Below are 26,198 nucleotides of genomic sequence, written 5' to 3'. Positions count from 1 at the left end.
ACCGATGTCTACTCCCCAGACGCGAGGCGAAGTTGCCTGTGCAGCTCGCTATATTTAGCAACGTCGTGTTTCTCTCCCGGTGTGAATGGAGAAGGCTCACCCCCCATTTGTTGATATAGCTGCTGCATCGGTCCCAGATCGAACAGGTCCACCGGTTCGATGTCTCCACCCGACCGTTCGATTTTGTCCTGCCAATGCTCATAGCGGCCGCTTCCGGCCTCGACCGCATCAGCCCACTGTGATGGAGGAGTGAGCATATCGTTGTCGAACTCGGCGACTGCGGCAGGCGGCTTGCCCGCCCGCTCCAATAAATGATTCATCAGGATCCGCGAATGCCTGCCATGGGAATCGCCGATCCATGCGTGCGCAGAAATGAATTGCCTCTGAAAGCTGGCCGCAGACTGATACGGGTTGAACCCGGGTCGTCTCGTCGCATCGTTGTACCAGTCGCACAGCGACTCATGGAATGCATGCGAATTATCTACGCTGCCGAAGTTCGGGTAAATGATAATGCCTTGATTATTCGGATCGACCCAACCCGGCCTCATGTACGAGAGAAATGGGTCGTCTCTGATCGCAGCCAGTTCCTCGTCACGGGGTGGTTCGGTCAGCCAACGAGCCGCGCGCCCGGGCTGACCCTCAACCTCGGGATACAGCACGACGCCATAGGGTTCACTGCGGAAGGGACCTGGAACATGGGTGAGTAGCGGATTTGCCTCGATGGCAGTCTGCTCGTTCCGAGACAACGTCTGACGTAATTTACCCACTCCTTTTCCGCCGGGCCCGAGTTGCCCGGCCCGCACCGGATTGCTTCGGATTATCAGTCTGTAGTGTATTTTCTGCATGAGGTCCACCGACATCTCGCGATCGAGGTTCCGCCGCGCGAACAGTCGGGCATCAAGCCAGCTCGCCCACCCCTCGGGCCCATCGAACACCGTTTCTGGTCGTGCCTGACCGGAAATGTAGGCGATGTCGCGGAACTTGTCCTCCATGAACAGGCTGATTTCGAGTGCCCGCTCAGCGTCGGTGTGGATGCCGTGTGCTTCCTCGAGTCGGCGTATCTGCTCCTCGATCGGCAAGTCCAGAAACCCGTCCTCAGCGGTCGGGTCCGGCCCGTGGACCGGTCCCCGCATACTTGCGCCGGATTCTGGGTGTTCAGTGGCGGCATCGCGGTCCGTGTGTGCAGCCGGGCCAATTTTGATCTTGTGGATCTCGGATGCGATGTGCTCGCCTTCGTGCCGAATTCGTCCGAGGGTATTCCGTATCTCGTGCGGGAATTCGTGGTGTGTTTCACTGATTCGTATGGAGGCTTTGTAAACAAGCGTGTCGGCGATGCGTTCGGCTGCCTGCACCATTTTCGCGATGATCGCACTATCGCCCATCGAGGTTTCCTGTCGCCTGTTATCGAGCTGTCAGGCGGCGAGGTCGAGCGTGGTGAAATCGACCTCGGTGAGCGCCGGGGTCGCTACCGCATTCGCCGGGCCGGCTACGGCCGGTGATCGGGCACGAATCGCCACTACAGCGAGGCCGAGCCTGGCCCCGTGTTCGACCGAACGCATCTGTCAACATCCCGTTCTGTGACGAAATCTTCTCGGACATCAGAATCAACTCCTCCGGACCAGCCTCACACTGCCGACCGGTGATCATAGGTCGAACGAGGATTGATTCCGGACCAGGCGTGCAGGTACGGCTCCGATCTCGAGACCTCACCTCGGCGATCATGGGGTGCCGGCAAGAATCGTGTCATCGGTCATCGGGTACATGAAGCGTCGTAACACTGCCCGGTGCTGCCCGCCGCGGGTGTAGCTTGCCGTGCATGATGAGACAGACGCTGGAACCGACCCGGCTACACCGTCGCGCCCGGAACTGCAGGTTCGCACTTACGGCATCGTGGCGAGTCATGCTGTGCCACTGCCGAACTGGAGGTGGCCGGTGACTCGACAGTACATACCGAACCCGCCACCACGCCGTCCGCCGAGCTGCAACCCTGCTACCGGCCCATCCAGCTGTCGATCCGTTCCAGCGCACCAGGAGTGTATGCGCAGGTGATGTGATCACACGGCAGCACCGTGAGCGACACGTCGGCCCCCGCGTTCTGCCAGGTCTGCTGCAGCGCCCGCGCGCCCGCGACCGGAATCCACGCATCGAGCAGGCCGTGCCACAGGTAGATCGGCATGGTCGGTGTCGCGCCACCGGCTTTCGTCTCGCGGTAGACGCGGCGCACGAGATCGGTGTCGTAGGGGTCGACCTCCGTCAGCGAGCGCAACGGCACCGGCGCGACACCGAGCACCGCGGCACTCGTGCAGAGGTTCTTGTTCTGCTGCGCAGTCGACACGCCGACATCGTTGAGCAGGTCGAAGGCGCCGGGTGTCACGCGGGCCACGCCGAGTGCCGCCATCAGGTACAGCACCGAGGCCGGCGGTTTGCCGTCCATGGTCTTGCGCAGCAAGCTCAGATCCGCGGGCGTGCCACCCGCCGCGGCCCCCAGCATTCTCAGCTCGGGTGCGTAGGTGGGCTGCATTTGCGCGGCCCACACCGTCGCGATCGCGCCACCGCTGTAGCCGATCATCGCGGTCGGACTGCCCGCCAGCCCAGCGGACGGGAAGGCGAGCGCGGCACGGAGCCCGTCGAGCACCTCCCGGCCCTGAGTGGGCCCGTGTGCGTAGGCCATCCGGGGGCCTTGATAGTCGGTCATCACGACCGCGTAACCGCTCGACAGCAATTGGCGGGTGATATCGGGCGTCTCGATGGACACCGCATGGGTCAGTTGATAGGACGGGTTACATTTCAGGCCGACACTGTCGATCGCGTAGTTGTTGCCGACAACCCTGCCGTTCCACGCCTTCGGTTTCATGATCGTGGTCAACGTGGCGATCGCCGCACCGTCGGCGGCGGTCGTCTTGAACCACACCTGCCACGCGTCGAAGCTCGAAGTCACGGCCAGCGGCGGCAGGATCCGCACCGAGCGGCTCGACAGGATCGCCCCGTTGGGTAATCCGTCGGTGGCGAAATGCTGATCGAGATAGGCGTCACCAGTGGGATCGGGGTCGAAACTCGACGCGTCGACAGATTGGGCCGCGACAAGGGTCGATGTCGTGAACACGGTGAAGGCCAAAGCAATTGCGACGAAAATCGCGCGCCATGGCGGCCGGAGTTTGACCACGTTGCCTTTCTGTCGAAAGCTGCACCACCGGAGCTCCGCCCACCACGCAAGGCTTGCTGCGCGCTGTCGATCGGGTACCGCTCCGGACTCCTTCCGCGCAGACGTTAGCCGACCGAAGTGCGAAGTTCGGTGATTTCGATGGTCGTGTGCGATCGGAGATATTTGCCGACGCGGTGCTGCACACGTCTGAGACAGTGCCCTAGATTCGCTAGGCATGAAGACCATCGAGCTCGACGCGCCCGACGGCACCATCGAGGCGATCCTGGCCCGCCCCACCGGCGCGGGGCGTTGGCCGGGCACTGTGGTGCTGCACGACGAAGTGGGTTTCAGCGCCGATCTGCGCAGCAATGTCGAGATGCTGGCCGACTACGGCTACCTCACGATCGCCCCGAATCTGTTCTCTCGCGGCCGAGTTCGCTGCATTCGCTCGGTCTTCCGCGCATTGTTGGTCACCGGCGACGGCCCGCCGGTGCGCGACATCCTCGCCGCGCGTGACCGCCTGCTGGTCGACGCCGACTGCACACGCAAAATCGCGGTCGTCGGCTTCTGCATGGGCGATGGTTTCGCGTTGCTCACCGCTCCCCGGGGATTCGACGCGGCAGCGCCGTTCTATCCGGGCCTCTACGGCGACTATCGCGCCCGGCTGGAGGGCTCGTGCCCGGTGGTGGCCAGCTACGTGGCACTCGACCCGTCACTGATCGGCGCACCCGCCGAACTCGACCGCGCACTGACCGAACTCGGCGTCGAACACGACATCAAGTCCTACCCCGGCACCACGCACGGCTTCGCCAATGTTCTCCCGGTCGAGCCACTGTTGCGCGTCACCGGCCTCGGCTACGAGGGGTCGCCGTAGTATCGGCCGAATTTTGGGCGGATATGGCGTAGCGCGCTGGTACAAGCCGGTTTTCGTGTTGGTGCTGTATACACCCCGGCGCCACGAACCACGACCTCCACCGCGCCGACCATCATCATCGGCAGCCAAGCCAAGCACCAAACACACTGCCCCATAGCCCAAAACGACGGACCACTCCTGACCAGGGCTATGCCATATCCGTTGTTTTTTCGGCGATTACTACCGGAACCCCAGGAAGGCGTGTCCACCGCGCGGTTCATCTCAGCGGAGTCGTGAGGACATTGCCTCCGACAGCTCGGCGCCATCCCGTCGAAGACAGTCGGTCAACGACTTGCCCGGTCCGAACAGTCCGGAATTGCGGTTGAGCGCGACCGTGACGTACTCATCGACGAGGTGTTTGAACGCTTCAGCTGGGGCGTCGATGAACCGTTCGTGCTGCTCTGGCTAGCCGTAAAATTTGAGTACGTTGGACCGGGATCTGGGGTGATGACGCCGTCATCACCCGGCATCCCGATCCATGCGCTGACCGCGTGATGACCGTGCCATCAGCAGAGTGGTATCTTCTGTCGTGAAATGTAGTGACACGTCGTGAAACGGCAGTTGAGCGGCGGCGTTGCGCAGGGGTCAATTCGCTGACCTGGTCGTTTGATGGGTTGCTGTCAGGGGTTCGAGTCCCCTTAGCTCCACAAGCCCGCATTGCGCGAACACCCGATCAAGCAGCCCCGCCGGCTCCGTCGATCCGGCGAGGCTTGCATCCCCTATCTCAGTGTGTCCCCCAGCGTGCGCCGACATCCGCTCATGCCGAATTGAGTGCATTCATCCGATTGGTTCGGGTGTGTGGCTGGTGGGCCGGAATCGTAGTGGCGGCTCGTTGTATTCCTCGAGGGTATGCGCAATCCAGCCGATGGTGCGGGCGATGACGAAGAGTGCCTCATCGGCGTCGGGTCGTGTTTGGGAATCGACGAGCGACGAACGGGTCGATGTTGCAGACGCGGAGCTGGGCTCTGTGCTGGCGGTGTTCTCAGGCTGCGCCTGTGGCCTGTTCGCGGAGCCATTGGCAGTAGGCAGGATCGATGTCGGAGGCCAGGCGCTCGAATTCACGAAGTGCTTCGGCGGTGCGGGCAAGACGAGCATGGTGGGCTGCGCGAGCGGCGAGCAACTTGGGTTCGTTCGGGGCGTGGCTCAGGCCCGCTTGGGCAGCGGCGAGAGCGGCGGGATGGTCGCCCTGCTCTGCGTACAGGTCGGACAGGTCGAGATGGAGTGACCAGTTGTCCGGTTCCAGAGTGAGTGCACGACGGAATGCGGCGGCCGTTTCGTCGTGGTTCCCTAGCAGCCGCCAGGTTCCGGCTCGAACGACCTCCGCCAGCACGGTTCGGCCCACGGCGTCGGCGCGGTCGCACAGAGCCAGCGACTCGTCGGTTCGGCCCAAGAGGCGGAGCGAGATCGCCATTCCGGCTAAGTCTTCGGGGCCCAGACCCGCCCGAGACCTGACCGTCTCGACCGCCCGCAGCCAGGGCCGGGCGGCGGCGTCGGCAGGCACCGCCGTGTGGTCGAAGAGTCGGTATACCGCCTCGCGCAGGGCCTCGGTGCTCACCCCGGAAAGGAAAGACGCCTCGGAGAACCAGGGAGCGTCAGCCCATGCGATCCGCGGGCTGACGCCGCTGAGCGCACCGAGCGTGAGCGCGGCATCGTCCATCCGGCCGTCGAGGAAGTGGCGGAATGCCAGGATCGGCGCGACGCTCAGGTCGTCGGCGGACAACTCGCCGAGTGCGGGCAGTAGCTCGACCGCGGCCGTGTAAGCCGCGGGGTCGGACGGCGCGGTTGCGATCGCGCGAGACAGGTGGCGGGCGGCCTGTTCGGGATCGCCGCCGCAGTGGGCCAACACGTTCGCCAGGGTGATGTCGAGAGACATCCAACGAGGGTATCGGACGAGGAGCGACTGTCCAGGCCCGAAATATCTTGGGGCGAACGAATTTTGACACATCCGCTCATGCCGCTAAGCGGGCGGTCCACAGTCGCACGACAGTGGCCTGCCGCTCGACGGCTTGCCGCTATCGAACCGCGCTCGCCGTGCGGGTGCCGACCGGTTGGACCCGGATCTGCGGCCCGACCGCCACCAGGGTGTTCGCGTTGTGGAGCGTTAGGCCCACCTTGGGGGGCTTACTAGAACACGGCGCAAAATTAACGCCGTGCAGCAAGACGCTAACGCCATCGCTTCCATGGGGAGCGGTGGCGTTCTTGGTGTCGGCGGCCCCGGCGTCTGCAGCCCCGCCAACGGGGGCGGGGCGGTTGGAATACTCTGTGCGCTGGACGGAGTGGAGACGACCGAATGGTTCGCGGAAGTTGTGGTCGGTGATCTGCTCGTCGTCGATGTAGAGGGCGTGGAAGATGGTCTGGTTGAACATCTGGCGTTGTTTGTCGTTGCATCGGCGATACTATTGTTGGGGATTTTCGAGTAGTTCGAGCGCCACGTCGATGAGTCTGGCGCTGTCGGACAGGTTCTCGGTTGTGGTGGTCATCCGCTGAGTCAGGCGTTGGCGGTCAAGCAGGTTTGGACACAACCGATTCCAGCGATGCTGTGTGCTGACAACTCCTCGCACCAGAAGGCCGCCGCGCGATTGCGCCATGACGAAGCTCGACGCCGCGCTACTGCGCCGCTCGACAACCTCCAGGTCGGCAACACGGCGATGACCGTCGGCTGACCTGGCCAAAGTCGCGAGCGTCGCCCTCTCCTGGATCTACCCTGCTGCTTCCGTCGATACGAGTGGCTTCGGTGACTTCCAAAGGGTCGACAGCCGGACCCGGGCCGCATTGCTCGCCGACGACATCCTCGGCATCGAGTTCTCCCGAACGGATTGATCCCGAGACGCGGAGACAACTCGCATTTGCCCATGTGAATTGTTTGGCGAGATCTTCACGCGAATCGAATTACCCCATGAATGATCAATAGTAGTACGTAGGTACTAGTACCTACGCCGCTTCCGTGAGAAGGCGCGCTCCAGCATGCTCGGGTGCGGGTCTCGTCGTAATATCTCCCGCCATTCCCGCAAATGGATATTTGCGTAGCGATGGTTTCTGCTGTGCTGCTCAGCGACGGTTCCCGCTTTTTCGTGGCATGAACTCCCGAACCTCTCGAGGAAGGTTCATTTGTGGTCTTTGATATTGGTCGAACGCTCTCCATAGGAGCCAAACGTGTGGTCGATTCGGCCGAGGAGGCTGCCGGTTTGGTCCACCACCGTTATACGAACGACAGTGGCGGGCTGCGTGAAATAGCGCGGCGCAGTGCGGTGGTCGATGTCGATAACCAAGGTGAAATCACTAAAGTCGGCGCTGGATTGCGGCCACACAACGGCCGAGACGGCGCCGCTCGGTCGATGCCCGTCGATCTTCCGCTCGCTACGAGCGCTCCGACCGTGGCAATGCGCCCGCCCGATATTCTTCCGGCCACCGTCACGGATGCCGATGACATCGTCCGCGCGCTGCTGGCCGGCGCCGGAATCGCCTACAAAGATCTCCCTGGTGCCGAAACCGGAGGGGTGGAGCGTCTCGTGGCAGATATGGCATTGCGCTGGCGCCCGCGGTATCGGGAGCGCCTGGCCGACGGCAGCCCAGGCATTTTCGTCGCAAGACAGGACGGTGAGTTCGCCGGTTTCATCTGGGCATCGCACCGTTCGGACGAGCTGATCGCATGGCATGTGCTGCCGGAGTTCCACGGTCACAAGATCGGCAGTCACCTGATGCGTACCGCACTCGAGTTCCTGGGTGACGTCGACACCTACTCCGGCACAACCGAGGGCACCGTGGCCGAGGCGGCGCATCGGCGCGTCGGTTTCAAGGAAGACGAGAGTGTGCCGAAAGACCACGAGTCGCGGAAGACGCCGGAAAAGATGGTGGAGGCGGGCCTGACCGCGCCCCAGATTCCGTTGGTTCTGTCGCGCGACGCCCGGCGACTGTTTCTCGAACGTATGCGCGCGTGAATGCGCCTTGGTCATCGCGGACGCGAGAACCTGGCCGCGCTGTCCTGAGCGGGCGAAGTATCCGAGGCGGTCGCGCGCCGCACATCGGAGTTGTCCTGCGAACCGCTCTACGCGGATTGACGTCTGGGCCTGGTGGCGATGTGCGGTCTTGCCACGCGCATCGGGACCTGCGTCAGCGGGGCTCGTGCCGGGACATCCGCACAGGGCAATCCGACCGGAATCTCTGGCACTCGGCGTCAGCCCTGCCGTCTCGGTTGCATCGAAGCGGAGTCGGTCGATGATTCATGCCGACCGATCGATCGCGTTTGACGGTTGGACACCACCTCGCAGTTGTCGAATGCGCAGGGGAGTAAGGCCGATGACGGCAGTGACTTTCCAGTCATTGTTCTCGATGAGACCGAATTCGAACGAACCACCGGTTGCTACCACCTGCTTTCGCAGGCTGGCCAAGCCGTAACCGATACAGGTCGGGCGATCGGTCAGCCGATGGTTGCGGGCTGTGATCCGGATGTGGTCGTGTTGCACTACGGCGTGGATTACGAGCCGGACACCCGGGCCGTTGTGTCGTAGAGCATTGGTCGCCGATTCCATGATGACACGATCAACGATGCCGCCGGCGTACGCAGGAACGTCGTTGAGCTCCGGAACGTGTTCCAGGACTAATCCAGCGTCCGAGAGTTGCGCCAACACATCGGTCAGCCTCGGCGTCGGGTCGGTTGTGCCATCGATGTGAAGATCGTCGATGGCGTGGCGAACTTGCGTGAGGGCGTCCCGTCCTGCGGCGAGCAATATGTCCACGCGTTTCCGATCGTCCTGGACGAGATTGCCGACAGTCCGTAATGCCTCGGCCTGAATGAGCATCACCGTGGTGGAGCGTCCGAGAGTGTCGTGCAGCTGCCTTGCAGTTCGCTCACGGCGCTCGGCGGTCAGCTTGGCGAGATGGTAGCGCGTTCGTTGAGCTGCGCGGTCTGCTCCTTCGGCGGCGTGTCGTCGTCGGTCCATTCCCGACATCCACGCCACCCAGCACGCGGCCGTGGCGAGCAGCGCTCCGTCGACGGGCCCCTTCGCCGCTACTATTGCGATTCCGACCGCGGCGGTCGCCAGCCCGCACAGGCACCAGTGGACCGCGTAGGCACGGGAGCTGGCCGCGGCGTGGAGGGCTACCAGTACCGGCATGTAGCCGATGTTGTATGGCAAGCCTGCCCACAGGTGGGCCACTGTCGCGCCCGTGGCTATTCCCAGTACCCAGCCTGGGAAGTACCGACGGAACAACAACGGGAAGATCTGGCAGATACTGAGTATCAGTCCGATCGACGCATGGTCGGGCGACCACACTCTGCTCACCCAGAAAAGCACTGTGATCAGGACAACCATCGCGACGTCAGTCAGCGACCGATTTTGGAGCAGTTTTGTCACGACACAAATGTAGGCCCCGACAGTGATCCATGTATCAGTCGTTGACGACCACGCTCTGGTCCGTGAGGGCTTGGCATTGATTCTCGACGCGCAACATGACATCCATGTGATCGGCGACCACGCCGATGGGCAAGAGTTGCTGGCCGAATCGGCTGTGCTGAGTGACGTCGTATTGTTGGATCTTTACCTTCCGGTCATGGACGGTATCGAAGTGCTGCGCAGGCTCCGGGGTAAGCCGGGAAAACAGCCGAAAGTTCTGATGTTGACGACCATAGGTCGGCCGCAGGAGGTGCGCAGGGCTCTTGCCGCGGGCGCCGATGGATTTGTCTTGAAGGACATGAGCGGTGCAGACCTGGCAGCTGCGGTTCGCGCCGTCCACCAGGGTGTCATGGTGATGAGTTCGTCGCTGACCCGCGTGCTGAGTTTTCGGGCGGAAGCGGCACTTACCCCGCGAGAGCGAGATGTACTGATGTTGCTTGGCCGCGGCCTATCCAATCGTGATGTCGGTGCGAGTCTGGGGCTGGCCGAACGCACAGTGAAGGTGCACGTCAGCAATCTGTTGGCCAAGCTGCAGGTGGCTAGTGCCTCGTCTAAGTAGGTTGCCCCGGTAACCGGGTGTCGAGTTGATCGTGGGCACGTGGCCGGTGATGCTGCCGGTGGAGGTGGTGCCGGTGGCCCGGAGGCCGGAAGTGTTTGTGCGAGCGGTGACCCCGGAAGAGGGGCGCCGGTTGCAGAAGATCACGAAGACGAGCAGACAACCGATCAGGACGCGACGTGCGATCGTGGTGATGGCCTCGGCGCAGCGGCAGCCGGTCCCCGCGATCGCGAGGTTGATGCAGGTCAGCGAAGCTTATGTGCGGCAAGTGATCCACGAGTTCAACGAACGGGGGTTCGAGGCTCTGGACCCAAAATGGAGCGCGGGCAGGCCGAAGAAGGTGGATCGGGCGGCGCGTGAACGCATCGCTTGCATCGCTCGGTGCTGTCCGCGGGACCTGGGCTGGCCGTTCTCGGTGTGGAGTCTGTCGAAACTGCGAGAAGTACTGGTCACCAACGAGATCGCCGATATCAGCCGCGAGACTCTGCGCAAGATCCTCAAAGCCGAGGGGGTGTCGTGGCAGACCACCAAGACCTGGAAAGCCGGTACCGATCCGGAGTTCACTGCCAAGATGAACCGCGTCCTCGACCTCTACGATCATCCGCCGGCCGATGGGCGGGTGGTTTGCGTGGACGAGTTCGGGCCGCTCAACCTGCAACCCCGCACTGGTCGTGGCTGGTTTCCGCGACGAAGCCCGAAACGGTTGCGGGCGACCTATCACCGCACCCAGGGTGTGCGGCACCTACTCGGTGCTCTGGATCTGGCTACCGGGAAGATCCACTATCGGATCCGGGATCGTAAGCGGTGGCAGGAGTTTCTGGCGTTGTTGAAGTCGCTGCGGGAGCGCTGGCCCGGGGACAAGCTCTACGTCATCGCCGACAACTTCTCCCCGCACAAGCGAGCCGAGGTCCGGGACTGGGCCGCAGCCAACGACGTGGAACTGGTGTTCCTGCCGACCTATTCGTCGTGGTTGAACTGGATCGAGTCCGAATTCGCGGCGTTGCGCTACTTCGCTCTCAACGGCACCGACCATTGCAGCCACGGCGAACAGGACGCCGCGATCGGCGCCTACCTCCGCTGGCACAACCAACACGCCCAGCCCAAGCGCGAGTTCGCCGTCAACTCCAAGATCCGGCTGCCGGATTACCTACCGAAGGTTGCTTGACGCGGCACTAGTCGAACCCAGGCTGCGCTGCTCGCCGATGACGTCCTGGGCTTCGCGATCTCCCAACCGAATGAAGATTGACCACGCTATTGAAGTTGAGGTGCCGGAAGGCTCTCGGACAGTTGCCCAACGTAGGATTGGGGTTCACTGACAGGAGTTGTTGTGGCGTAGAAGAATTCGCGGTATTCACCCGAGTTTCGGGAGGCGGCGGCCAAGGAAGTGGTCGAGCGGTCTCGTTCGGTCGCGGTTGCCCGCGATTACGACCGCCAGCGAGCACCGAAGCAATACGGCACCGGGTGAGCGGAGTCCACGCGCACCCGCACTCGGATCTCGGTCGCCGATCGTCACCTGCGCTGCGGCTGGTCGGCCGATGCCGTGCGAACCCGACCTCAGTAAGTGGTCCCATCGAATCGGTTCGCGCCGCCCAGAGCTCGCCACCACGATCGGACAGGGACCCGCCCGCAGCGGGACGGCATCATTCGCCGTGCCACTGCGGTGCGCGCTTTTCGGCGAAGGCGCGAGGTCCCTCCTGGGCGTCCTTGCTGAGGAACACCCCCATCGCCTCCTGCATGCTCATCTCCCAGATGGGGGTTTCCCACTCGGAGCCGAAGTCGTTGACGCGGTGGATGATTCGTTTCGAAGCACGCACCGCCAGTGGCGCGTTGGCGGCGATGGTCTCGGCGAGTGCGATGGCGGTGGGCAGCACCTGGTCGGCGGGGACGACACGGTTGACCAAGCCCCAGGTAGCGGCCGCGGCGGCGTCGATGGGGGTGCCGGTCAGCGCCATTTCCAGCGCGATCTTGGGTGGGATCTGGCGCGGCAGCCGCAATAGTCCACCGGCGGCGGCGATGAGGCCGCGCTTGACCTCGGGCAGTCCGAGGGTGGCGTCCCGACTCATCACAGCCAGGTCGCTGGCCAGCACGATCTCGGTGCCGCCGCCGAGGGCAAAGCCGTTGACGGCGGCGATGAGTGGTTTATCGATGAAATGCTGGACGAGGCCGGCGAATCCGTATTCGGGGTGCTCGGGGTCGCCGATGCCGTTGCCGCGGGAGAGTTCTTTGAGATCCGCGCCCGCGCAGAACGCCCGGCCCGCGCCGGTGACGATGCCAGCCCGCAACTGCGGGTCGGTGGCCAGTTCCTCGAGGGCCGCGCCGACGGCAACCGATAGTGCGGCATTGACCGCGTTCATCGCCTCGGGTCTGTTCAGGGTGATGACGGCGATGTGCCCCTGGCGTTGCAGGGTGGCGGCCTCGCTCAAGACGGTCTCCTCGAATGGTGCGCGCTGGATCAGCTGAGGGAAAACCTACTCCGACAATGGAATCGTCGAGGGCGACTCGGTGGTGAGCGCGGCGAGGGCGCCGGCGAACATGGTGTTCTTGATGGCGCCGAGGGTCCCGGAGTCCTTGCCGCCCAAGGGGGCCAGCAGTTCCAGCGCGGCGGCAGTCACCGCGCCCTCGGCAGCGGTCGCATCGACGATGTCGTGGGTCAGGGCGTCCGCACCGCCGAAGCGGCGACCGGTGGTCATCGAGGCGATGGCCGACTTCGGGGCGAGCTTGGCCTGGATGAGCGCGGCCATGCCGGGGGTGAACGGGATGCGGATGTCGACCTCGGGGAAGCAGAAGAAGCCGTGGTCGGCGCGCATCACGCGGTAGTCGTGGGCGATGGCCAGCATGGCGCCGGCACCGAAGGCGTGTCCGGGCAGCGCGGCAGCGGTCGGGATGGGCAGGGTGAGCACGCGCGCGAACAGCGCCTGCACCCGCCCGACATACCACTGGGTGCGTTCACCGTTGGCGATCAGCCAGTCCAGATCCAGGCCGTTGGAGTAGAACTTGCCGCCGGCGGTGGTCACCAGACCATGTGCGCCCTCGGCCAGCACGGTGTCGAGGTGGGCCTCGACGGCATCGAGGAAGTCGGGGGAGAAGCGGTTCTCGTCGCCGCCGAGGTCGAGGACGGCGATCTTGTCGTGGTAGTCGAGGGTGGGCATGGTGATTCCTTTCGAGGGGCTTCGGGAAACGGGTCAGCGCGGGCCGACATCCAGGACCGCGCGCACCGCGGCGCGCAACTGGTGGCGGGCACGGGGATCGGTGAGCTGGTCACGGCGCAACAGGATGGCGGTGGGCAGGTCGACGAGGCAGGTGGTGATCACCTCGACCGCGCGGGCGTCGCCGCGATCCCACAGGGCGCGTGCGAGGCGGATCATCAACTCCACCAGGGTCCGGTCGGTACCTGCCAGTTCCGCGGCGAGCGCTTCGGGTACCTCGTCGCCGAGCAGTTCGTCGCGGGACACCAGGTGCAGCAGCCTCGCGGATTCGGGGAACTGCTCGGCAAAGAGCACCGGGGTCTCGGCCGCGGCGAGCACCGCTTCGATCGCCGCGGGCTGGGTCGCGGCGAGGTGGGTGTCGACCAGTTCGGTCTGCATGGCCAGAAACCGGCGCGCGGCGCGTAACCAGCTGCGCCCGAGCAGTTCCGCGCGCGAGCCGAAGGTGTGATAGATCGCGCCGTTGGACACCCCGGTCGCCGCGGCGACCGCGCGGATGGTGACCGCCGCCGGGCCCGATTGCACCGCCAGCAACTGTGCGGCATCGAGCACGGCGTCGGGGTCGTGGGTCCGTGGGCGAGGCATACCGACCACGATAACAGAGCAACTGCTCTGTTATCGATCTGCACGAATCCTCCGGCGTCGACTCCCTGCATCGAAACCCCTGTTGCGCACTGCCACTTCACGTTTCGGTCGGTCACGGATACTTTCCGGCGATGGGAGCCCCGCATCGTAGGTTCGTTACGCTCGCACGGGCCGGCAATACAATGCGGTACTGTTCGGTCCTCCCCCCGCCTTGCCCGAACGACAGAACGGCACACCGATGTCACGAGTGGTCACCAAGGAGCAGTATTTCGACACCGCTCTGGAGGTGCTCGCCGAACTCGGATTCAAAGGCCTCAACATCGGCGTGTTGTGCCGCCGCCTCGGAGTCACCAGTGGCTCGTTCTACCACCACTTCGGCAGCTGGCAAGGCTTCGTCGACGCGCTACTCGAGCACTGGGAGAACCGTCAGGTGCTGATCCTGCGCACACTGAATTTCAACCAGGGCAACCCCGACGACGACATCCGCGCCATGTCCGACCTCGCCTCGGGCCTGCACCATGCCGCCGAGGCCGCGATCCGCGCCTGGGCGGCCAACGACGAATCGGTCAACCTCGCGCTCAAGCGGGTCGACGAGTCGCGCCGCCGCACCGTGCACAAGGCCATCAAAGGCGTAGTCGGCGCCGAAGACACTGCCGCGGTGGTCACCTCGCTGGGCATGGCGATGCTGATCGGCTACCAGCAGATCGCCGCCAGCGGCGAGGACGTCTCACTGGACAAGCTGCTCACCGAATATGCTCGGCTGATCTACTCCCACGCCCGCCGCTGACCACTCAGCCCAGTAACTCGTCCACATAGCACCAGCGCCACGCCTCACCCGGCTCCACACTGCGCATCACCGGATGCGCGGTCGCCGCGTAATGCTTGCTGGCGTGGTTGCCGACCGAGGAATCACAGCACGCGATGTGCCCGCACGCCAGACACATCCGCAGATGCACCCACGTGAGGCCCTCGGCCAGACATTCCTGACATTCGTCGGGGGCACCGGGTTCGAGAACCAGCGGCGCGTCGCGCAGGTGCTCGCAATTGTCGGCCGCGCCGGGCAGGGCGAGAGGTTCGACGTTTTCTTCCTCGGTTTCGTCGTATCGGTCGATGATCGACTCTTCCAAATCGAGCCTGGCCAGCACATGCTGCAGGATCGCGTAGTCCAGGGCGCCCGAATCCCGCACCCGCAGCACCGTTTCCCGTTCCGCGCGCAACATCTCCAGCCGCAGCCGCCGGTACTCCGCGGTCGGTGTCGCCTGCTCGGATTCCGCGCGCCCCAGCCGCTCCCACGCCGCATTGGTCTTCCAGGCGACCCGATCACGCAACGACTCGACCACCCCGGGCGGGGTGTCGGGGGTGATCCGGCGTTCGAGCTCCGCCAAACCCGCCGCGGTGGCCTGCTGCAACAGGTTCGCCTTCTGCAAGGCGTCCTCCGCGCGACTGGGTCCACGCAGATGCAGCCACCGCACCAGCAACGGCAACGAGGTGCCCTGCACCAGCAGCGTGCCTGCGACTACGATAACCGCCAACAGTTTCAACACCGGCAGCTGCGGAGTGTCCTCGGGGAGCAACAACACCGCCGCGAGGGTGACCACACCCCGCATCCCCGCCCACGACACCACCGTCGCATAACTGAGCGGCACATCCGATCCGGCGCGTTTGATCCGATGGAACAGCAGCGCCCACGGATAGATCCACAACGGCCGCGCCAGCATCGCCGCCGCCAGCACCGCCGCCGCGGCGATGATCAACTGGCTGTGGTCGAGCCCACTGCTCCACGCGCCCTCGAGGATCGCCCGCATCTGCAGGCCCACGATCAGGAACACCGAGCTCTCCAGAATGAACTGGATGGTCCGCCAATTGGTGCGCTCGGCGATGCGCGAGGCCGCGCTCTGCCACACCGGCGCACCATGCCCGAGGATCATCCCGCAGGTGACCACCGCGATCACCCCCGAAGCGTGGATGCCCTCGGCCGGCAGATACGCGATGAACGGCGCGAGAAACGACAACGAGGTGTCCAGCACGGGATCGGTGATCCGGCGGCGCAGCATCGCCAGCAGATACGCCACCGCGATCCCCACCGCGGCACCACCGCCCGCGGCGAGCAAAAAGTCGCCGCCCGCCTTCCATACCGTCACCGTTCCCGCCGACGCCGCGATCGCGGTGCGCACCGCCACCAGCGCGGTCGCGTCGTTGAACATCGATTCGTCCTCGAGGACGGTCACGATCCGCCGCGGCATCCCGATCCGGCGCGCCACCGCGGTCGCCGCGACCGCATCCGGTGGCGCCACCACCGCCCCCAGGGCCACCGCGACCGCGAAGGGCACCGGCAACAGCCACCACACCACCGCGGCCACCATGAAGGTGCTGAACAGCACCAAACCCACCGACAGCGATGTGATGGTGCGCGCGTTGGCCCGGAAATCTATCAGTGAGGTCCGAATCGCCGCGGTGTACAGCAGCGGCGGCAGCAACCCCAGCAAAATGATCTCCGGATGCGGATGCACCTCCGGGACGAACGGCAGATACGACGCCGCGACCCCGGCCAGCGTCAACACCAGCGGTTCGGAGATTCCGAACCGCCGCGCCAACGCTGCCAGCGACACCGCCGACGCAACGAGAACAACGAGGCCGAACGCGACATCCACTGTGGCATTCTCGCAGAGCAAACGACCGGCGCGAACCGACCGCACAGTACATGACATGAACTCTGAGGGTGGTTCGGCGGAATCGCTGTGGCGCCCGCGTTCGCGCGCAATGCTTGTCGACACAAATGGAGGAGGTTGATATGGAGGAGTTTGCGCTCTGGCGAGCCAGCGGACGGCGCCACACCCACCGCGGTCACCAGATCTTCTGGCGCGACGGCGGAGCAGGTACAGACGGCGCACTGCTGTGTATTCACGGATTTCCCACCGCATCCTGGGATTGGCACGCGGTGTGGCCGGGTCTGTGCGCGCGATTCGCGCGCGTGATCGCACCGGACATGATCGGATTCGGCTGGTCGGCGAAACCGCTCAACTACCGCTACGCGATCGCCGATCAGGCCGACCTGCACGAGAACCTGCTGCGCGAGCAGGGCATCGGGCGAGTCCACATCCTCGCCCACGACTACGGCGACACCGTCGCCCAGGAGTTGCTGGCCCGCGACATTCGCCGCCGCGCCGAGGGCGACGACTCGCTGGTGATCGAATCGGTGTGCCTGCTCAACGGCGGCCTGTTCCCGGAAACCCATCGAGCCCGCCTGATCCAGCGACTGCTGGCCGGTCCGCTCGGCCCGCTGATCGGCATTCTCGGCACCGAGCGCACCTTCGCGCGCAGCCTCGCGGCCGTCTTCGGGCCCCGCACCAAACCCAGCGAGGAGCAGATGCGCCAGTTCTGGCTACTGTGGTGCAGCAAGCACGGTAAACGCAACGGCCACAAGCTCATTCGCTACATGAGCGAACGCAGGGCGAACCGGGCCCGCTGGGTCGGTGCACTACAGGAAACCACGGTGCCACTGCGACTGATCGACGGCCTGCGCGACCCGGTCTCCGGCGCGCACATGGTGGCGCGCTACCGCGAACTCGTCCCCGACCCCGATGTCGTCGAACTGCCCGAAGTCGGTCACTACCCGCAGCTGGAAGCCCCCGACGACACCCTCGCCGCCGTCCTCGACTTCCACAGCACGCGCGTGGAATAACGCCGCCACCCGCCATTATGGACTCCCTCATAGGATGGCGGGTGGCAGCGGCACGCCGAACAGGCAGCGAACCCTCCGCCCGCCCGCGTACCTCGAACGCGCGGCGGCGCATGATCGACGGCGCGATCGAATCGCTGCGCATTCACGGAGCGAGCGCCACCAGCGTTGATCGGGTGCCGGCCGCCACCGGCGCCCCCCGCGGCTCGGTCTACCACCATTTCCCCGGCGGGCGCACCCAGCTGATCACCGACGCGGTCACCGCGGCCGGTGTCCTGATGTCGGAATTCATCGAAAGCACCACCCGCGACAACGACCCGATCGCCGCACTCGACGAATTCGTCGGCCTCTGGCGGCACACCCTGCTCGACAGCGACTTCCGCGCCGGCTGCCCGACATTAGCCGTCGCCGTCGAAACCAACGACGGCGCACCGGAATTCGCGCACGCCGCCGCGGTCTTCACCCGCTGGCACCGCGCGCTCACCGAGCTGCTCGTGCGCCACGGCCTTGCCGCCGACCACGCAGGCCGCCTGGCCACCCTCACCATCGCCGCAGTCGAGGGCGCCATCGCGTTGTGCCGCGTCGAGCGCCCTACCACGCCGTTGGAAGACACGGTGTGCGAGTTGCAAGACCACCTCGCCACCGCACTGCGTTAGCAGCGGCGCCCACCCGGCATCCCTGGTGACGGATCATTTATTTCTGCCCCTCCGCTGAGCATGCGGTCGATGACGCCGACGTCGAAAACCGCGGCGTCCAGGGCGCGATGGCGGTGAACATTCTGTTCACACTTCTCCTTTTGGTCCAAGATCGAAAGTTTTCCGGCTTGGCCCCAAAGTTCCGCGCGGCCGCGCTTCACACCTCTATAACAGGTTTCAATCCAAGACTCGACGAGGAGCCAGCGTTGTTTGTTCGCACCCATGAAATACCTGTTGGTAGTCGGTCCGGGCGGGGGGTGAGCAGGCGCGGGTTTCTAGCTGCAACGGGTTTCACCACTGCCGCCGCGTTGGTGGGGAGATCCATGGTGCGGGCAACCGCGGCACCGCTGGCGAATGGGGAGAAGGTTCCCGCGCTCGTCATCGGCAGCGGATACGGGGGATCGGTCGCCGCACTACGGCTCGCGCAGGCGGGTGTGGAGGTGACCGTGGTGGAGATGGGTATGTCGTGGACGACGCCCGGCTCCGACGGCAAGATCTTCTGTCCCGTACTGAAACCCGATGGGCGGTCCTACTGGCTGCGCGACCGCACCGATCAGCCGGTCGGCTACTTCGCGGGCAGCAGTTACAACAAGGACATCGAAAGGTACACGGGCGTCCTGGATTCGGAACAGTTCAGCGGGATTCGCGTCTACCAGGGCCGGGGCGTCGGCGGTGGCTCGCTGGTCAATGGCGGTATGGCGGTGACGCCCAAGCGGGAGAACTTCGCGGCCATCCTGCCCTCGGTGAACGCCGACGAGATGTACAACATCTACTACCCGCGCGCCAATACCGGTCTCAGCGTGAACAATATCGACCAGAACTGGTTCGAGAGCGCGGAGTGCTACCAATTCGCGCGCGTGGGACGCAAACACGCGGAACGCTCCGGCCTCGGCTGGACCTTCGTGCCGAATGTCTACGACTTCGAGTACATGAAAAAGGAGCAGGCCGAGCAGGTCACCCGGTCGGCGCTGGCCGGTGAGGTCATCTATGGCAACAACCACGGCAAGCGGTCGCTGGACAAGACGTATCTGGCCGCGGCCACCGGGACCGGCAAGGTGCGTATCACGCCCATGCACACCGTCACCGCCGTAACGCCCACGGACGGCGGCTATCGAGTGGAGATGAACGAGATCAATACCAGCGGTGCCACGGTGGCTACCAAAGCCGTTGTAGCGCAGAAGGTGTTCTTCGCGGCGGGCAGTATCGGCACCTCGAAGCTGCTGGTGGCAATGAAGGCGCAGGGCAAACTGCCCGACCTGCCCGATGCCGTCGGCAAGAAGTGGGGCAACAACGGCAATGTGATGGTGGGCCGCGCCAATCACATGTGGGACGGCACCGGCGTACTGCAATCCAGCATGCCGTGCCTGGGTATCGACAACTGGGCCGATGCGGGCGGCCCGGCCTTCGCCGAGGTCGCGCCCTTCCCGGCGGGGCTGGAGACCTACGTCAGCCTGTATCTGGCGATCACCAAGAATCCCAATCGCGGGCAGTTCACCTTCAACTCCGGTACCGGCAAGGTCGATCTGAGCTGGCAGACCACACAGAACCAGTACGCCATCGATGCCGCCGAGCGCATATTCGACAAGATCAACAACAAGGAGGGGACGATCTACCGGACCGACCTCTTCGGCGTCTACAAGACCTGGGGCGACGACTTCACCTATCACCCGCTGGGTGGTTGCGTGCTCAATGAGGCGACCGACAACTACGGTCGTCTCCCCGGCTACACCGGACTCTACGTCATCGACGGCTCGCTGATCCCGGGCAATACCAGCGTCAATCCATTCGTCACCATTACGGCTCTGGCGGAACGCAATATCGAGAACATCCTCGCCAGCGATCTGTAACCTCGGCGGCACGCCCTCGTCCAGCCAGGCCCGCAACTGCTCCGACTGGGCGGCCATGGTCGCCCACGCCTCGCCCTCGATTCGCGTGCCGTTAAGATCGGTCCGTTCGATCGGTAACGAGGGGGAAGTCTTTGCGCGGCAGGTCATCTGGGAATTTCGGTGCCGGCGGACGGCGAATGCCGCGGCGAGTGGCGTGTGCGCTGCCAGCCGCGGTGGCCGCATCGCTGCTCGCCACGGGATGCGGATCCGCCGAACCCCGGAAAGCGCCCGAGCCGACAGCGCCGGTCACCACCCAGTCGCCGCCGCGCACGACACTCCCGCAGCCGCCGACGGCGACCAAACCCCCGACAACCACGGAGCGCGGTGGTCTCGGTGGCGGATCCAATGGCGGTAGCGGCAGCTGAATCAGAGCCTGTCAGCTTTCGAAGGTTCTCATCCCGCGCAAGGCTCCGTGGCCCGAGACATCCAGTCTTGACGCGACCCACCAGGGTTATCACTGCGCTCGCGCGTCGACCGAACTCGGTGCACCACCACTATCGACTAGACGGGCGCATCACTACTCCTCGACGCCGTAGCGCGTTCCAAATGCTGCCCTTGGTCTTGCCCAACGCCCGAGCTACAGCATCCAGCGACTGTCCCTCGGTGTACAGCCGCACGACCCGGGCGATCACGAGCAAGGCCGAGATCGCCCGGGTCGTGCGGCGTGGGCAGGTGTAGATCCGGCAGCACTTGCCGTAGGCGATCCGTGCCCGGATCAGTGGACGGTTCCGTGGTCGCCACGGATGTGGGTGGGCCGCGCCGGAGGAGATGCTATGAGCACGCCCGGTTGACCTCGACAGACGGACACACCGGTTCGATGTGACCCACGACTTCAGGAGTAATCATGACCAGCTCTCTCACCCAGGGAATCAAGACCGTGCTGCATCCCGTGTCCGACCTGGCGACAGCCAAGGCGGTCTACGTCGCCCTGCTCGGCGTATCGCCGCAGACCGACTCGTCCTACTACGTCGGCTTCGAGACCGAGGGCCAGCACATCGGACTGGTGCCCAGTGGTGGACCGCAGAGTCCGACCGCACCGCTGTCCTACTGGCACGTGCCCGACATCGAGGCGAAACTGGCCGAGCTGACCGCTGCGGGAGCCACCGTGAAAGAGCCTGCGCACGACGTCGGTGGCGGCCGCCTGGTGGCCGCGGTGACCGACACCGATGGCAATGTCCTCGGGCTGATTCAGGACCGATAAGTACCAACCCCACTGCAGTGTTCGGCGTCGTCACGACACCGAGCATCCACTCGGACCGCCACACCACCTCACCGAAAGAACCGCCATGACCTCCATCGAACCCGTCACCCTCGAAGTGTCCGACCCCCAGGCCGCCGAGGCCATCTACGCCGCCGCCTTCGGGTTGGGCGACAAAGTGAGGTTCCGCGCCTCGCAGGCACCCACGACGGGCTTCCGTGGATTCATCGTGTCGCTGGTGGTGTCCCAGCCGAGCACCGTCGACAGCCTCATCGGCACCGCGCTCGACGCCGGCTTCACCACACTGAAGACGGCCAAGAAGAGCTTCTGGGGCTATGGAGGCGTGATCCAGGCCCCGGACGGGACGATCTGGAAGGTCACAACGTCGCAGAAGAAGGACACCGGCCCCGCCACCCGCGAGGTCGACGACGTCGTCCTGCTGCTGGGAGTCGAGGACGTCAAGGCAACCAAACAGTTCTACGTCGACCGCGGCGTGGCTGTGGCGAAGAGCTTCGGCAGCAAGTATGTCGAGTTCGCGACCCCCGGGTCGTCGGTCAAGCTGGCGCTCTACGGGCGCCGTGCCGCCGCCAAGGACGCTGGCATCTCCCCGGACGGCACCGGATCGCACCGGATCGTCATCGGCAGTAATGCCGGGACCTTCACCGACCCCGACGGGTTCGCCTGGGAGGCGGTCTGACGCCTCGGCCGCCCGCCGCACCGAGGAGCGGCCCGTCGTCGACCTCGAGTTCGATGTCGAGCCGGCACTGCACGCTGCCTGCCACTTCCACCCGCTCCGATACCGCCGGTGCGGCTGGAAGTGGGAGTGTGCGCACACCACACTCCTTGGGGCACAACCCACACCGCACCCGAACGCGCACTAGATCGGAGTGATCGACAAGCGCAACGCGCCGGGCGCGGCGACCGGTACCACCGGGTTCTTCGGTGCGATCGCATCGATCCTGCGGTACCGAGCACCCAACAGCGGACGCCGATCGACCTCACCCTTGTTGGGCCACAACGACATTGCCCGCTCCGCCTGCGCGGTGATCGTCAGCGACGGATTCACCCCGAGATTCGCCGAGATCGTCGAACCATCCACGATGTGCAAACCCTCATAGCCGTACAACCGGTGGTAAGGATCCACGACACCGGTATCGGGAGAGTCCCCGATCGCACAGCCGCCGATGAAATGACCGGTGATCGGGATATTCACCATCTCGGTCCAGCAACCCTGCGGAATACCATCGATCTTCTCCGCCACCCGACGGGCGACATCGTTACCTTCCGGAATCCACGCCGGGGGAGCCGCACCGGTCCCCTGTTTGGTCGTCATCCGCCGACCGAACAGGCCACGCTTGTTGTAGGTGATGATCGAGTTGTCCACATTCTGCATAACCAGCAGACCGATCATCCGCTCCGACCACCGCCGCGGATTGTGCAGCGTCACCAGATCCCGGCGCCGGCGCACCAATTCACGCACACCCAGCACCCAACGGCGCTTACCATCCTGACCATCGACCAACACCGTGGTCAACAACCCCATGAAATTGCTGCCCTTGCCGTACCGTACCGGCTCGATGTGGGTGTATTCGTTGGGATGGATCGAGGACGTGATCGCGACCCCCTTGGTGAAATCCGAATCCTTGTTGCGTGAACGCACCGCCAGCACCGCCTCGGAATTGGTGCGCGCCAGATGCCCCAATCGCGGTGAGACATTCGGCAACACCCCGCGATCCTTCAACGTGTGCAACAACTGTTGAGTGCCGAGCGCCGCCGCGGAGAACACCACCTGATCGGCGGTGAAGGTCTGTTTCGCCTTACGCACCCACCGCCCCGTCCGCACCGTGTCCACCGCGTACCCGCCACCGCGCAACGGGCGCACCGTCACCGCCGTCGTCAACGGATGCACCGTGGCACCGGCCCGCTCCGCCAAATACAGGTAATTCTTGACCAGGGTGTTCTTAGCCCCGTGCCGACACCCGGTCATGCACTCACCACAATGCGTGCACGCCCGCCGCTCCGGGCCCACCCCACCGAAGAATGGATCGGCCACCGCCGCACCCGGGCGAGTGTCCTTGTCTGCGAACAACACTCCCACCGGCGTACGCCGATACGTCTGCGCGATCCCCATATCCTCGGCGACCGCCAGCATCACCCGATCCGAGGGCGTCGTCGCCGGATTCGTCGTCACCCCCAGCATCCGCTTCGCCTGGTCGTAATGCGGCGCCAACTCCGACTTCCAATCGGTGATATGCGACCACTGCCTATCGCGATAGAACGTCTCCGGCGCCTCGTACAAGGTGTTCGCATACACCAGCGACCCACCCCCGACCCCCGACCCGCTCATGATGAAAGTGTCCTTCAGCAACGTCAACCGCTGAATACCGAAGCAGCCGAGCTTCGGGGCCCACAGATACTCCTTCACATGCCACGAGTTCTTTGCGAACTCCGCATCCGCGAAACGACGTCCGGTCTCCAGCACACCCACCCGGTAACCCTTCTCGGTCAACCGCAGCGCCGAGACACTGCCACCGAATCCCGAACCGATCACCAGCACGTCGTAGTGCATCCCCATGTGCGCGCCTTACCTTCCGGTCCGAATCGACACCGAGATGTGTGTTCGGCCGGTACCTGATCGAGACGGTGTAGTCATGCCGACAACGGTAGGCATCGGGATACATCGGGTGAGAGAGCCGGACGGCCACTGAATCGATATTTTCGGCCACCCGTGGCGCTCGTGTTCCGCCGCGGAGCACGACCGCTACCCGCCGACGGCGCTACCGACCAACCGCGGCAAGCACACTGCGCGCCTGATGGTCGGCGCCGAGCTGGTTCGGATGGAACGGCACCGCCGGACCCACCGGGTCACTGCTGAACGGCACCAAACCCTCCGCCCACCGCACACCCGCAGGCTGACACGCATCATGCCCGTCACTGGCCGCATACGTATCGACCAACTCGACACCGGTCGCCTCGACCGCCCGCGCAACCATCGCATTCAACTCGACCAGCTTGCGACCCACCCACCGCGCATCCCCATCGGAAATCGGGATCGCCGGAAAACAACTGCCCTCGGTGCCGACACCCTTGAAATAGTTCAACACCAACACCCGCGCATGCGGTGCCCGGGCCCGAACGCCCTCGATCGTCGCGACCACCTTCGGCTCCGCCGCCGCGATATTCGCCGACATTCGATCAACCCCATCGACGACAAAAGAATCCAGGCACGGTGTTGCGCCGGAATCGAGAGTCGGACACCCCTGGACCGCCGCGGCCAAACCCGCGTCGTTGCCGCCGATCAACAGCGTCACCAAATCCGTCGAGACGGTGAGCCGATCGAACTGCGGGGGATTGAGCCCCTTCTGGCTTCCCGTCATATCGACAGTCTGCGCACCACCACAGGACGCATCCCGAAACGCCGCGACAGCCAGCGCCGCAGCGACCTGCTTGGCATAGCTACCCCGGCTCTGCGCACACGTCAATGGCACGAACTCCTCGGTCACCAACCCGGGATTCAGCGTCGCATCCGCCGCCCACGAATCACCCAGCGCCACATACTCGTCGAACCGCGGCGGCGTCGCAGAAACAGACTCCGAAACGACGGGCAGCGTCACACAGACAGCCGCACACGCGATCAACACCCGAGACACCTTCTTCATGAACCCTCCACAAGTGACCCGCCGCCGCAAGTCGAGCGCGCTGGACGAGCGTCCAGCATGGGGTGAAAATACCACCCGGACAGCGACCTTACCGATCCAATGAACACCGCCCAGGAATCCCGGCGCCACCAAGGCGCGCACCGCGCCCCGAGAGCAACCGCCAGCCACACGAACATCCTTACCGCAAAGCAGATTTCAGGACGCGGCGCTCACCCGCAACAGACAGCGGAAGCACTCGAAGTGCCGCCACGATCACAGCTCCACATCCGGCACCGATGAGATCGGCGCACCAGCCGCCAGCAGCCTCTCCGCCAACACGCGACAACGACTCCCCAGCTCCGGCGGATCGAGCACCTCGAAATCGTGCCCCAGCAGCAGCACGTGCATCAGCACAACGTCGAGTCTGTCGGCGCCACTGAGCACCTCGCAGACCTCGCTCCCTCGCCGTCGCACGACGGCCGCCGACGCCGGAATCTGCGCGCGCACCGTATCGGCCGACGCGTGCACCAGGAAACGCGCCTGCTGCGCATAGACCCGGCTCGCCACACCCTCCTGCACATACGACGCCGCGTCGGGTACCACGCGCGGCCGGAAGCACCAGGTTCGTGCCGACACATCAGTCATCCGATCGACGCGGAAGCTGCGCCAGTCATCACGATCGAGGTCATAAGCAAGGAGATACCAGCGCCGGTCGGAGGCGACCAGACGGTAGGGCTCGACCCGCCGCCGTCGCACCTCACTCCCGGACGGGTAGCCAAAGCTGGCCTCGACCTCATCACGGCAGGCCCTGGCCAGCGTGATGAGCACCTCGGGATCGACCGGCGTGCGGCCTCCGTCGAAAGACTCCACCGACCCGGAGAGTGCACGCACTTCGTGCCGCAACCGGGTGGGCAACACCCGGTCGAGCTTGGTCAGCGCCCGGAGTGCGGCGTCGCCGGCACCGGCGACCGCGCCACCCGCACCGACCAGCAGCGAAACCGCGGTCACGATCGCCTCCTCGTCATCGAGAAGCAGCGGCGGCAAATCCTGCCCCGGGCCGAGCCGGTAGCCACCACCGACACCCTGTCCGGCACGCACCGGATAGCCGAGCGCCCGCAACCGCTCGACATCGCGCCGTACCGTGCGCGGCGTCACCCCGAGCCGATCCGCCAACTCGGGGCCGGTCCAGACCGGGCGCTGCTGCAGCAGCCCGAGCAGGGTGAGCACCCGCTCCGTAGTACCCCTCTCGCTACTGCTTGCCACGTCCATGTCGCCACTTTGCCAGAAATAGCGGACCGATCCTGTCCGCT

At 64.8% G+C, this 26,198-nt stretch carries 23 protein-coding genes; 11 read left to right on the top strand and 12 right to left on the bottom strand.

What is annotated here, in order from left to right:
* Positions 1–8: 8 nt before the first annotated feature.
* From OHQ90_RS23610 to OHQ90_RS23600, 3 genes are all read right to left on the bottom strand, one after another.
* The gene (locus tag OHQ90_RS23610; protein WP_328400905.1) at positions 9–1,382 is read right to left on the bottom strand and encodes a hypothetical protein; all 1,374 of its coding nucleotides are present in this window, start codon (positions 1,380–1,382) and stop codon (positions 9–11) included.
* 30 nt (positions 1,383–1,412) lie between these two features.
* The gene (locus OHQ90_RS23605) at positions 1,413–1,559 is read right to left on the bottom strand and encodes a hypothetical protein (protein WP_328400903.1); all 147 of its coding nucleotides are present in this window, start codon (positions 1,557–1,559) and stop codon (positions 1,413–1,415) included.
* 431 nt (positions 1,560–1,990) lie between these two features.
* Positions 1,991–3,163: a lipase family protein gene (locus tag OHQ90_RS23600; RefSeq protein ID WP_328400901.1), complete on the bottom strand. Its 1,173-nt coding sequence runs from the start codon at positions 3,161–3,163 to the stop codon at positions 1,991–1,993.
* Positions 3,164–3,377: 214 nt separating this feature from the next.
* Here OHQ90_RS23600 and OHQ90_RS23595 point away from each other — a divergent pair, with 214 nt between their 5' ends.
* On the top strand, positions 3,378–4,016 hold the full coding sequence (locus tag OHQ90_RS23595; RefSeq protein ID WP_328400899.1) for a dienelactone hydrolase family protein: 639 nt from the start codon (positions 3,378–3,380) through the stop codon (positions 4,014–4,016).
* 1,021 nt (positions 4,017–5,037) lie between these two features.
* Here the strand turns inward: OHQ90_RS23595 and OHQ90_RS23590 are convergent.
* Positions 5,038–5,928: a tetratricopeptide repeat protein gene (locus OHQ90_RS23590; RefSeq protein WP_328400897.1), complete on the bottom strand. Its 891-nt coding sequence runs from the start codon at positions 5,926–5,928 to the stop codon at positions 5,038–5,040.
* Between the two features lie 277 nt (positions 5,929–6,205).
* Between OHQ90_RS23590 and OHQ90_RS23585 the strand changes: the two genes are divergently transcribed.
* Positions 6,206–6,475, top strand: a complete 270-nt coding sequence (locus tag OHQ90_RS23585) for a hypothetical protein (protein WP_328400894.1) — start codon at positions 6,206–6,208, stop codon at positions 6,473–6,475.
* Between the two features lie 735 nt (positions 6,476–7,210).
* On the top strand, positions 7,211–7,993 hold the full coding sequence (locus OHQ90_RS23580; protein WP_328400892.1) for a GNAT family N-acetyltransferase: 783 nt from the start codon (positions 7,211–7,213) through the stop codon (positions 7,991–7,993).
* A 282-nt stretch (positions 7,994–8,275) separates the two neighbouring features.
* Here the strand turns inward: OHQ90_RS23580 and OHQ90_RS23575 are convergent, their stop codons facing one another.
* Positions 8,276–9,409: a sensor histidine kinase gene (locus OHQ90_RS23575; protein WP_328400890.1), complete on the bottom strand. Its 1,134-nt coding sequence runs from the start codon at positions 9,407–9,409 to the stop codon at positions 8,276–8,278.
* Between the two features lie 70 nt (positions 9,410–9,479).
* Between OHQ90_RS23575 and OHQ90_RS23570 the strand changes: the two genes are divergently transcribed.
* Together OHQ90_RS23570 and OHQ90_RS23565 are read left to right on the top strand one after the other, a co-directional pair.
* Complete coding sequence (locus tag OHQ90_RS23570) at positions 9,480–10,007, top strand: response regulator transcription factor (RefSeq protein WP_328400888.1); 528 nt, start codon at positions 9,480–9,482, stop codon at positions 10,005–10,007.
* Between the two features lie 31 nt (positions 10,008–10,038).
* Positions 10,039–11,169, top strand: coding sequence for an IS630 family transposase (locus tag OHQ90_RS23565; RefSeq protein WP_328400886.1), 1,131 nt, complete (start codon positions 10,039–10,041; stop codon positions 11,167–11,169).
* 475 nt (positions 11,170–11,644) lie between these two features.
* Here OHQ90_RS23565 and OHQ90_RS23560 read toward each other — a convergent pair whose 3' ends face one another.
* The 3 genes from OHQ90_RS23560 to OHQ90_RS23550 are packed head-to-tail and all read right to left on the bottom strand — an operon-like array spanning position 11,645 to position 13,792.
* The gene (locus tag OHQ90_RS23560) at positions 11,645–12,427 is read right to left on the bottom strand and encodes a crotonase/enoyl-CoA hydratase family protein (RefSeq protein ID WP_328400884.1); all 783 of its coding nucleotides are present in this window, start codon (positions 12,425–12,427) and stop codon (positions 11,645–11,647) included.
* Between the two features lie 45 nt (positions 12,428–12,472).
* Positions 12,473–13,153 carry an enoyl-CoA hydratase-related protein gene (locus OHQ90_RS23555; protein WP_328400882.1) on the bottom strand — a complete coding sequence of 227 codons (681 nt, stop codon included), beginning with the start codon at positions 13,151–13,153 and terminating at the stop codon, positions 12,473–12,475.
* Between the two features lie 33 nt (positions 13,154–13,186).
* Positions 13,187–13,792: a helix-turn-helix domain-containing protein gene (locus tag OHQ90_RS23550; RefSeq protein WP_328400880.1), complete on the bottom strand. Its 606-nt coding sequence runs from the start codon at positions 13,790–13,792 to the stop codon at positions 13,187–13,189.
* A gap of 238 nt (positions 13,793–14,030) precedes the next feature.
* Between OHQ90_RS23550 and OHQ90_RS23545 the strand changes: the two genes are divergently transcribed.
* Complete coding sequence (locus tag OHQ90_RS23545; RefSeq protein ID WP_328400878.1) at positions 14,031–14,579, top strand: TetR/AcrR family transcriptional regulator; 549 nt, start codon at positions 14,031–14,033, stop codon at positions 14,577–14,579.
* A gap of 4 nt (positions 14,580–14,583) precedes the next feature.
* Here the strand turns inward: OHQ90_RS23545 and OHQ90_RS23540 are convergent, their stop codons facing one another.
* Positions 14,584–16,443: a Na+/H+ antiporter gene (locus tag OHQ90_RS23540; RefSeq protein ID WP_328400876.1), complete on the bottom strand. Its 1,860-nt coding sequence runs from the start codon at positions 16,441–16,443 to the stop codon at positions 14,584–14,586.
* 140 nt (positions 16,444–16,583) lie between these two features.
* Between OHQ90_RS23540 and OHQ90_RS23535 the strand changes: the two genes are divergently transcribed.
* From OHQ90_RS23535 to OHQ90_RS23515, 5 genes are all read left to right on the top strand, one after another.
* Complete coding sequence (locus OHQ90_RS23535) at positions 16,584–17,474, top strand: alpha/beta fold hydrolase (RefSeq protein ID WP_328400874.1); 891 nt, start codon at positions 16,584–16,586, stop codon at positions 17,472–17,474.
* Between the two features lie 41 nt (positions 17,475–17,515).
* Complete coding sequence (locus OHQ90_RS23530; RefSeq protein WP_328400872.1) at positions 17,516–18,127, top strand: TetR/AcrR family transcriptional regulator; 612 nt, start codon at positions 17,516–17,518, stop codon at positions 18,125–18,127.
* 362 nt (positions 18,128–18,489) lie between these two features.
* Positions 18,490–20,013 (top strand): GMC oxidoreductase, encoded by a 1,524-nt coding sequence (locus tag OHQ90_RS23525; RefSeq protein ID WP_328400870.1) that lies wholly within the window; start codon positions 18,490–18,492, stop codon positions 20,011–20,013.
* An 883-nt stretch (positions 20,014–20,896) separates the two neighbouring features.
* Complete coding sequence (locus OHQ90_RS23520) at positions 20,897–21,253, top strand: VOC family protein (protein ID WP_328400868.1); 357 nt, start codon at positions 20,897–20,899, stop codon at positions 21,251–21,253.
* An 85-nt stretch (positions 21,254–21,338) separates the two neighbouring features.
* On the top strand, positions 21,339–21,947 hold the full coding sequence (locus OHQ90_RS23515; protein WP_328400866.1) for a glyoxalase: 609 nt from the start codon (positions 21,339–21,341) through the stop codon (positions 21,945–21,947).
* 180 nt (positions 21,948–22,127) lie between these two features.
* Here OHQ90_RS23515 and OHQ90_RS23510 read toward each other — a convergent pair whose 3' ends face one another.
* The 3 genes from OHQ90_RS23510 to OHQ90_RS23500 all read right to left on the bottom strand — a co-directional run bounded on the left by OHQ90_RS23510 (position 22,128) and on the right by OHQ90_RS23500 (position 26,157).
* On the bottom strand, positions 22,128–23,825 hold the full coding sequence (locus tag OHQ90_RS23510) for a GMC family oxidoreductase (RefSeq protein WP_328400864.1): 1,698 nt from the start codon (positions 23,823–23,825) through the stop codon (positions 22,128–22,130).
* A 202-nt stretch (positions 23,826–24,027) separates the two neighbouring features.
* The gene (locus tag OHQ90_RS23505; RefSeq protein ID WP_328400862.1) at positions 24,028–24,909 is read right to left on the bottom strand and encodes an SGNH/GDSL hydrolase family protein; all 882 of its coding nucleotides are present in this window, start codon (positions 24,907–24,909) and stop codon (positions 24,028–24,030) included.
* A gap of 252 nt (positions 24,910–25,161) precedes the next feature.
* The gene (locus tag OHQ90_RS23500) at positions 25,162–26,157 is read right to left on the bottom strand and encodes a helix-turn-helix transcriptional regulator (RefSeq protein ID WP_328400860.1); all 996 of its coding nucleotides are present in this window, start codon (positions 26,155–26,157) and stop codon (positions 25,162–25,164) included.
* Positions 26,158–26,198: the final 41 nt, after the last annotated feature.

It is taken from the genome of Nocardia sp. NBC_00403 (assembly GCF_036046055.1).
In the GTDB taxonomy this organism is placed as follows: Bacteria; Actinomycetota; Actinomycetes; order Mycobacteriales; family Mycobacteriaceae; genus Nocardia.
This window is presented reverse-complemented; position numbering and strand designations above follow the sequence as displayed.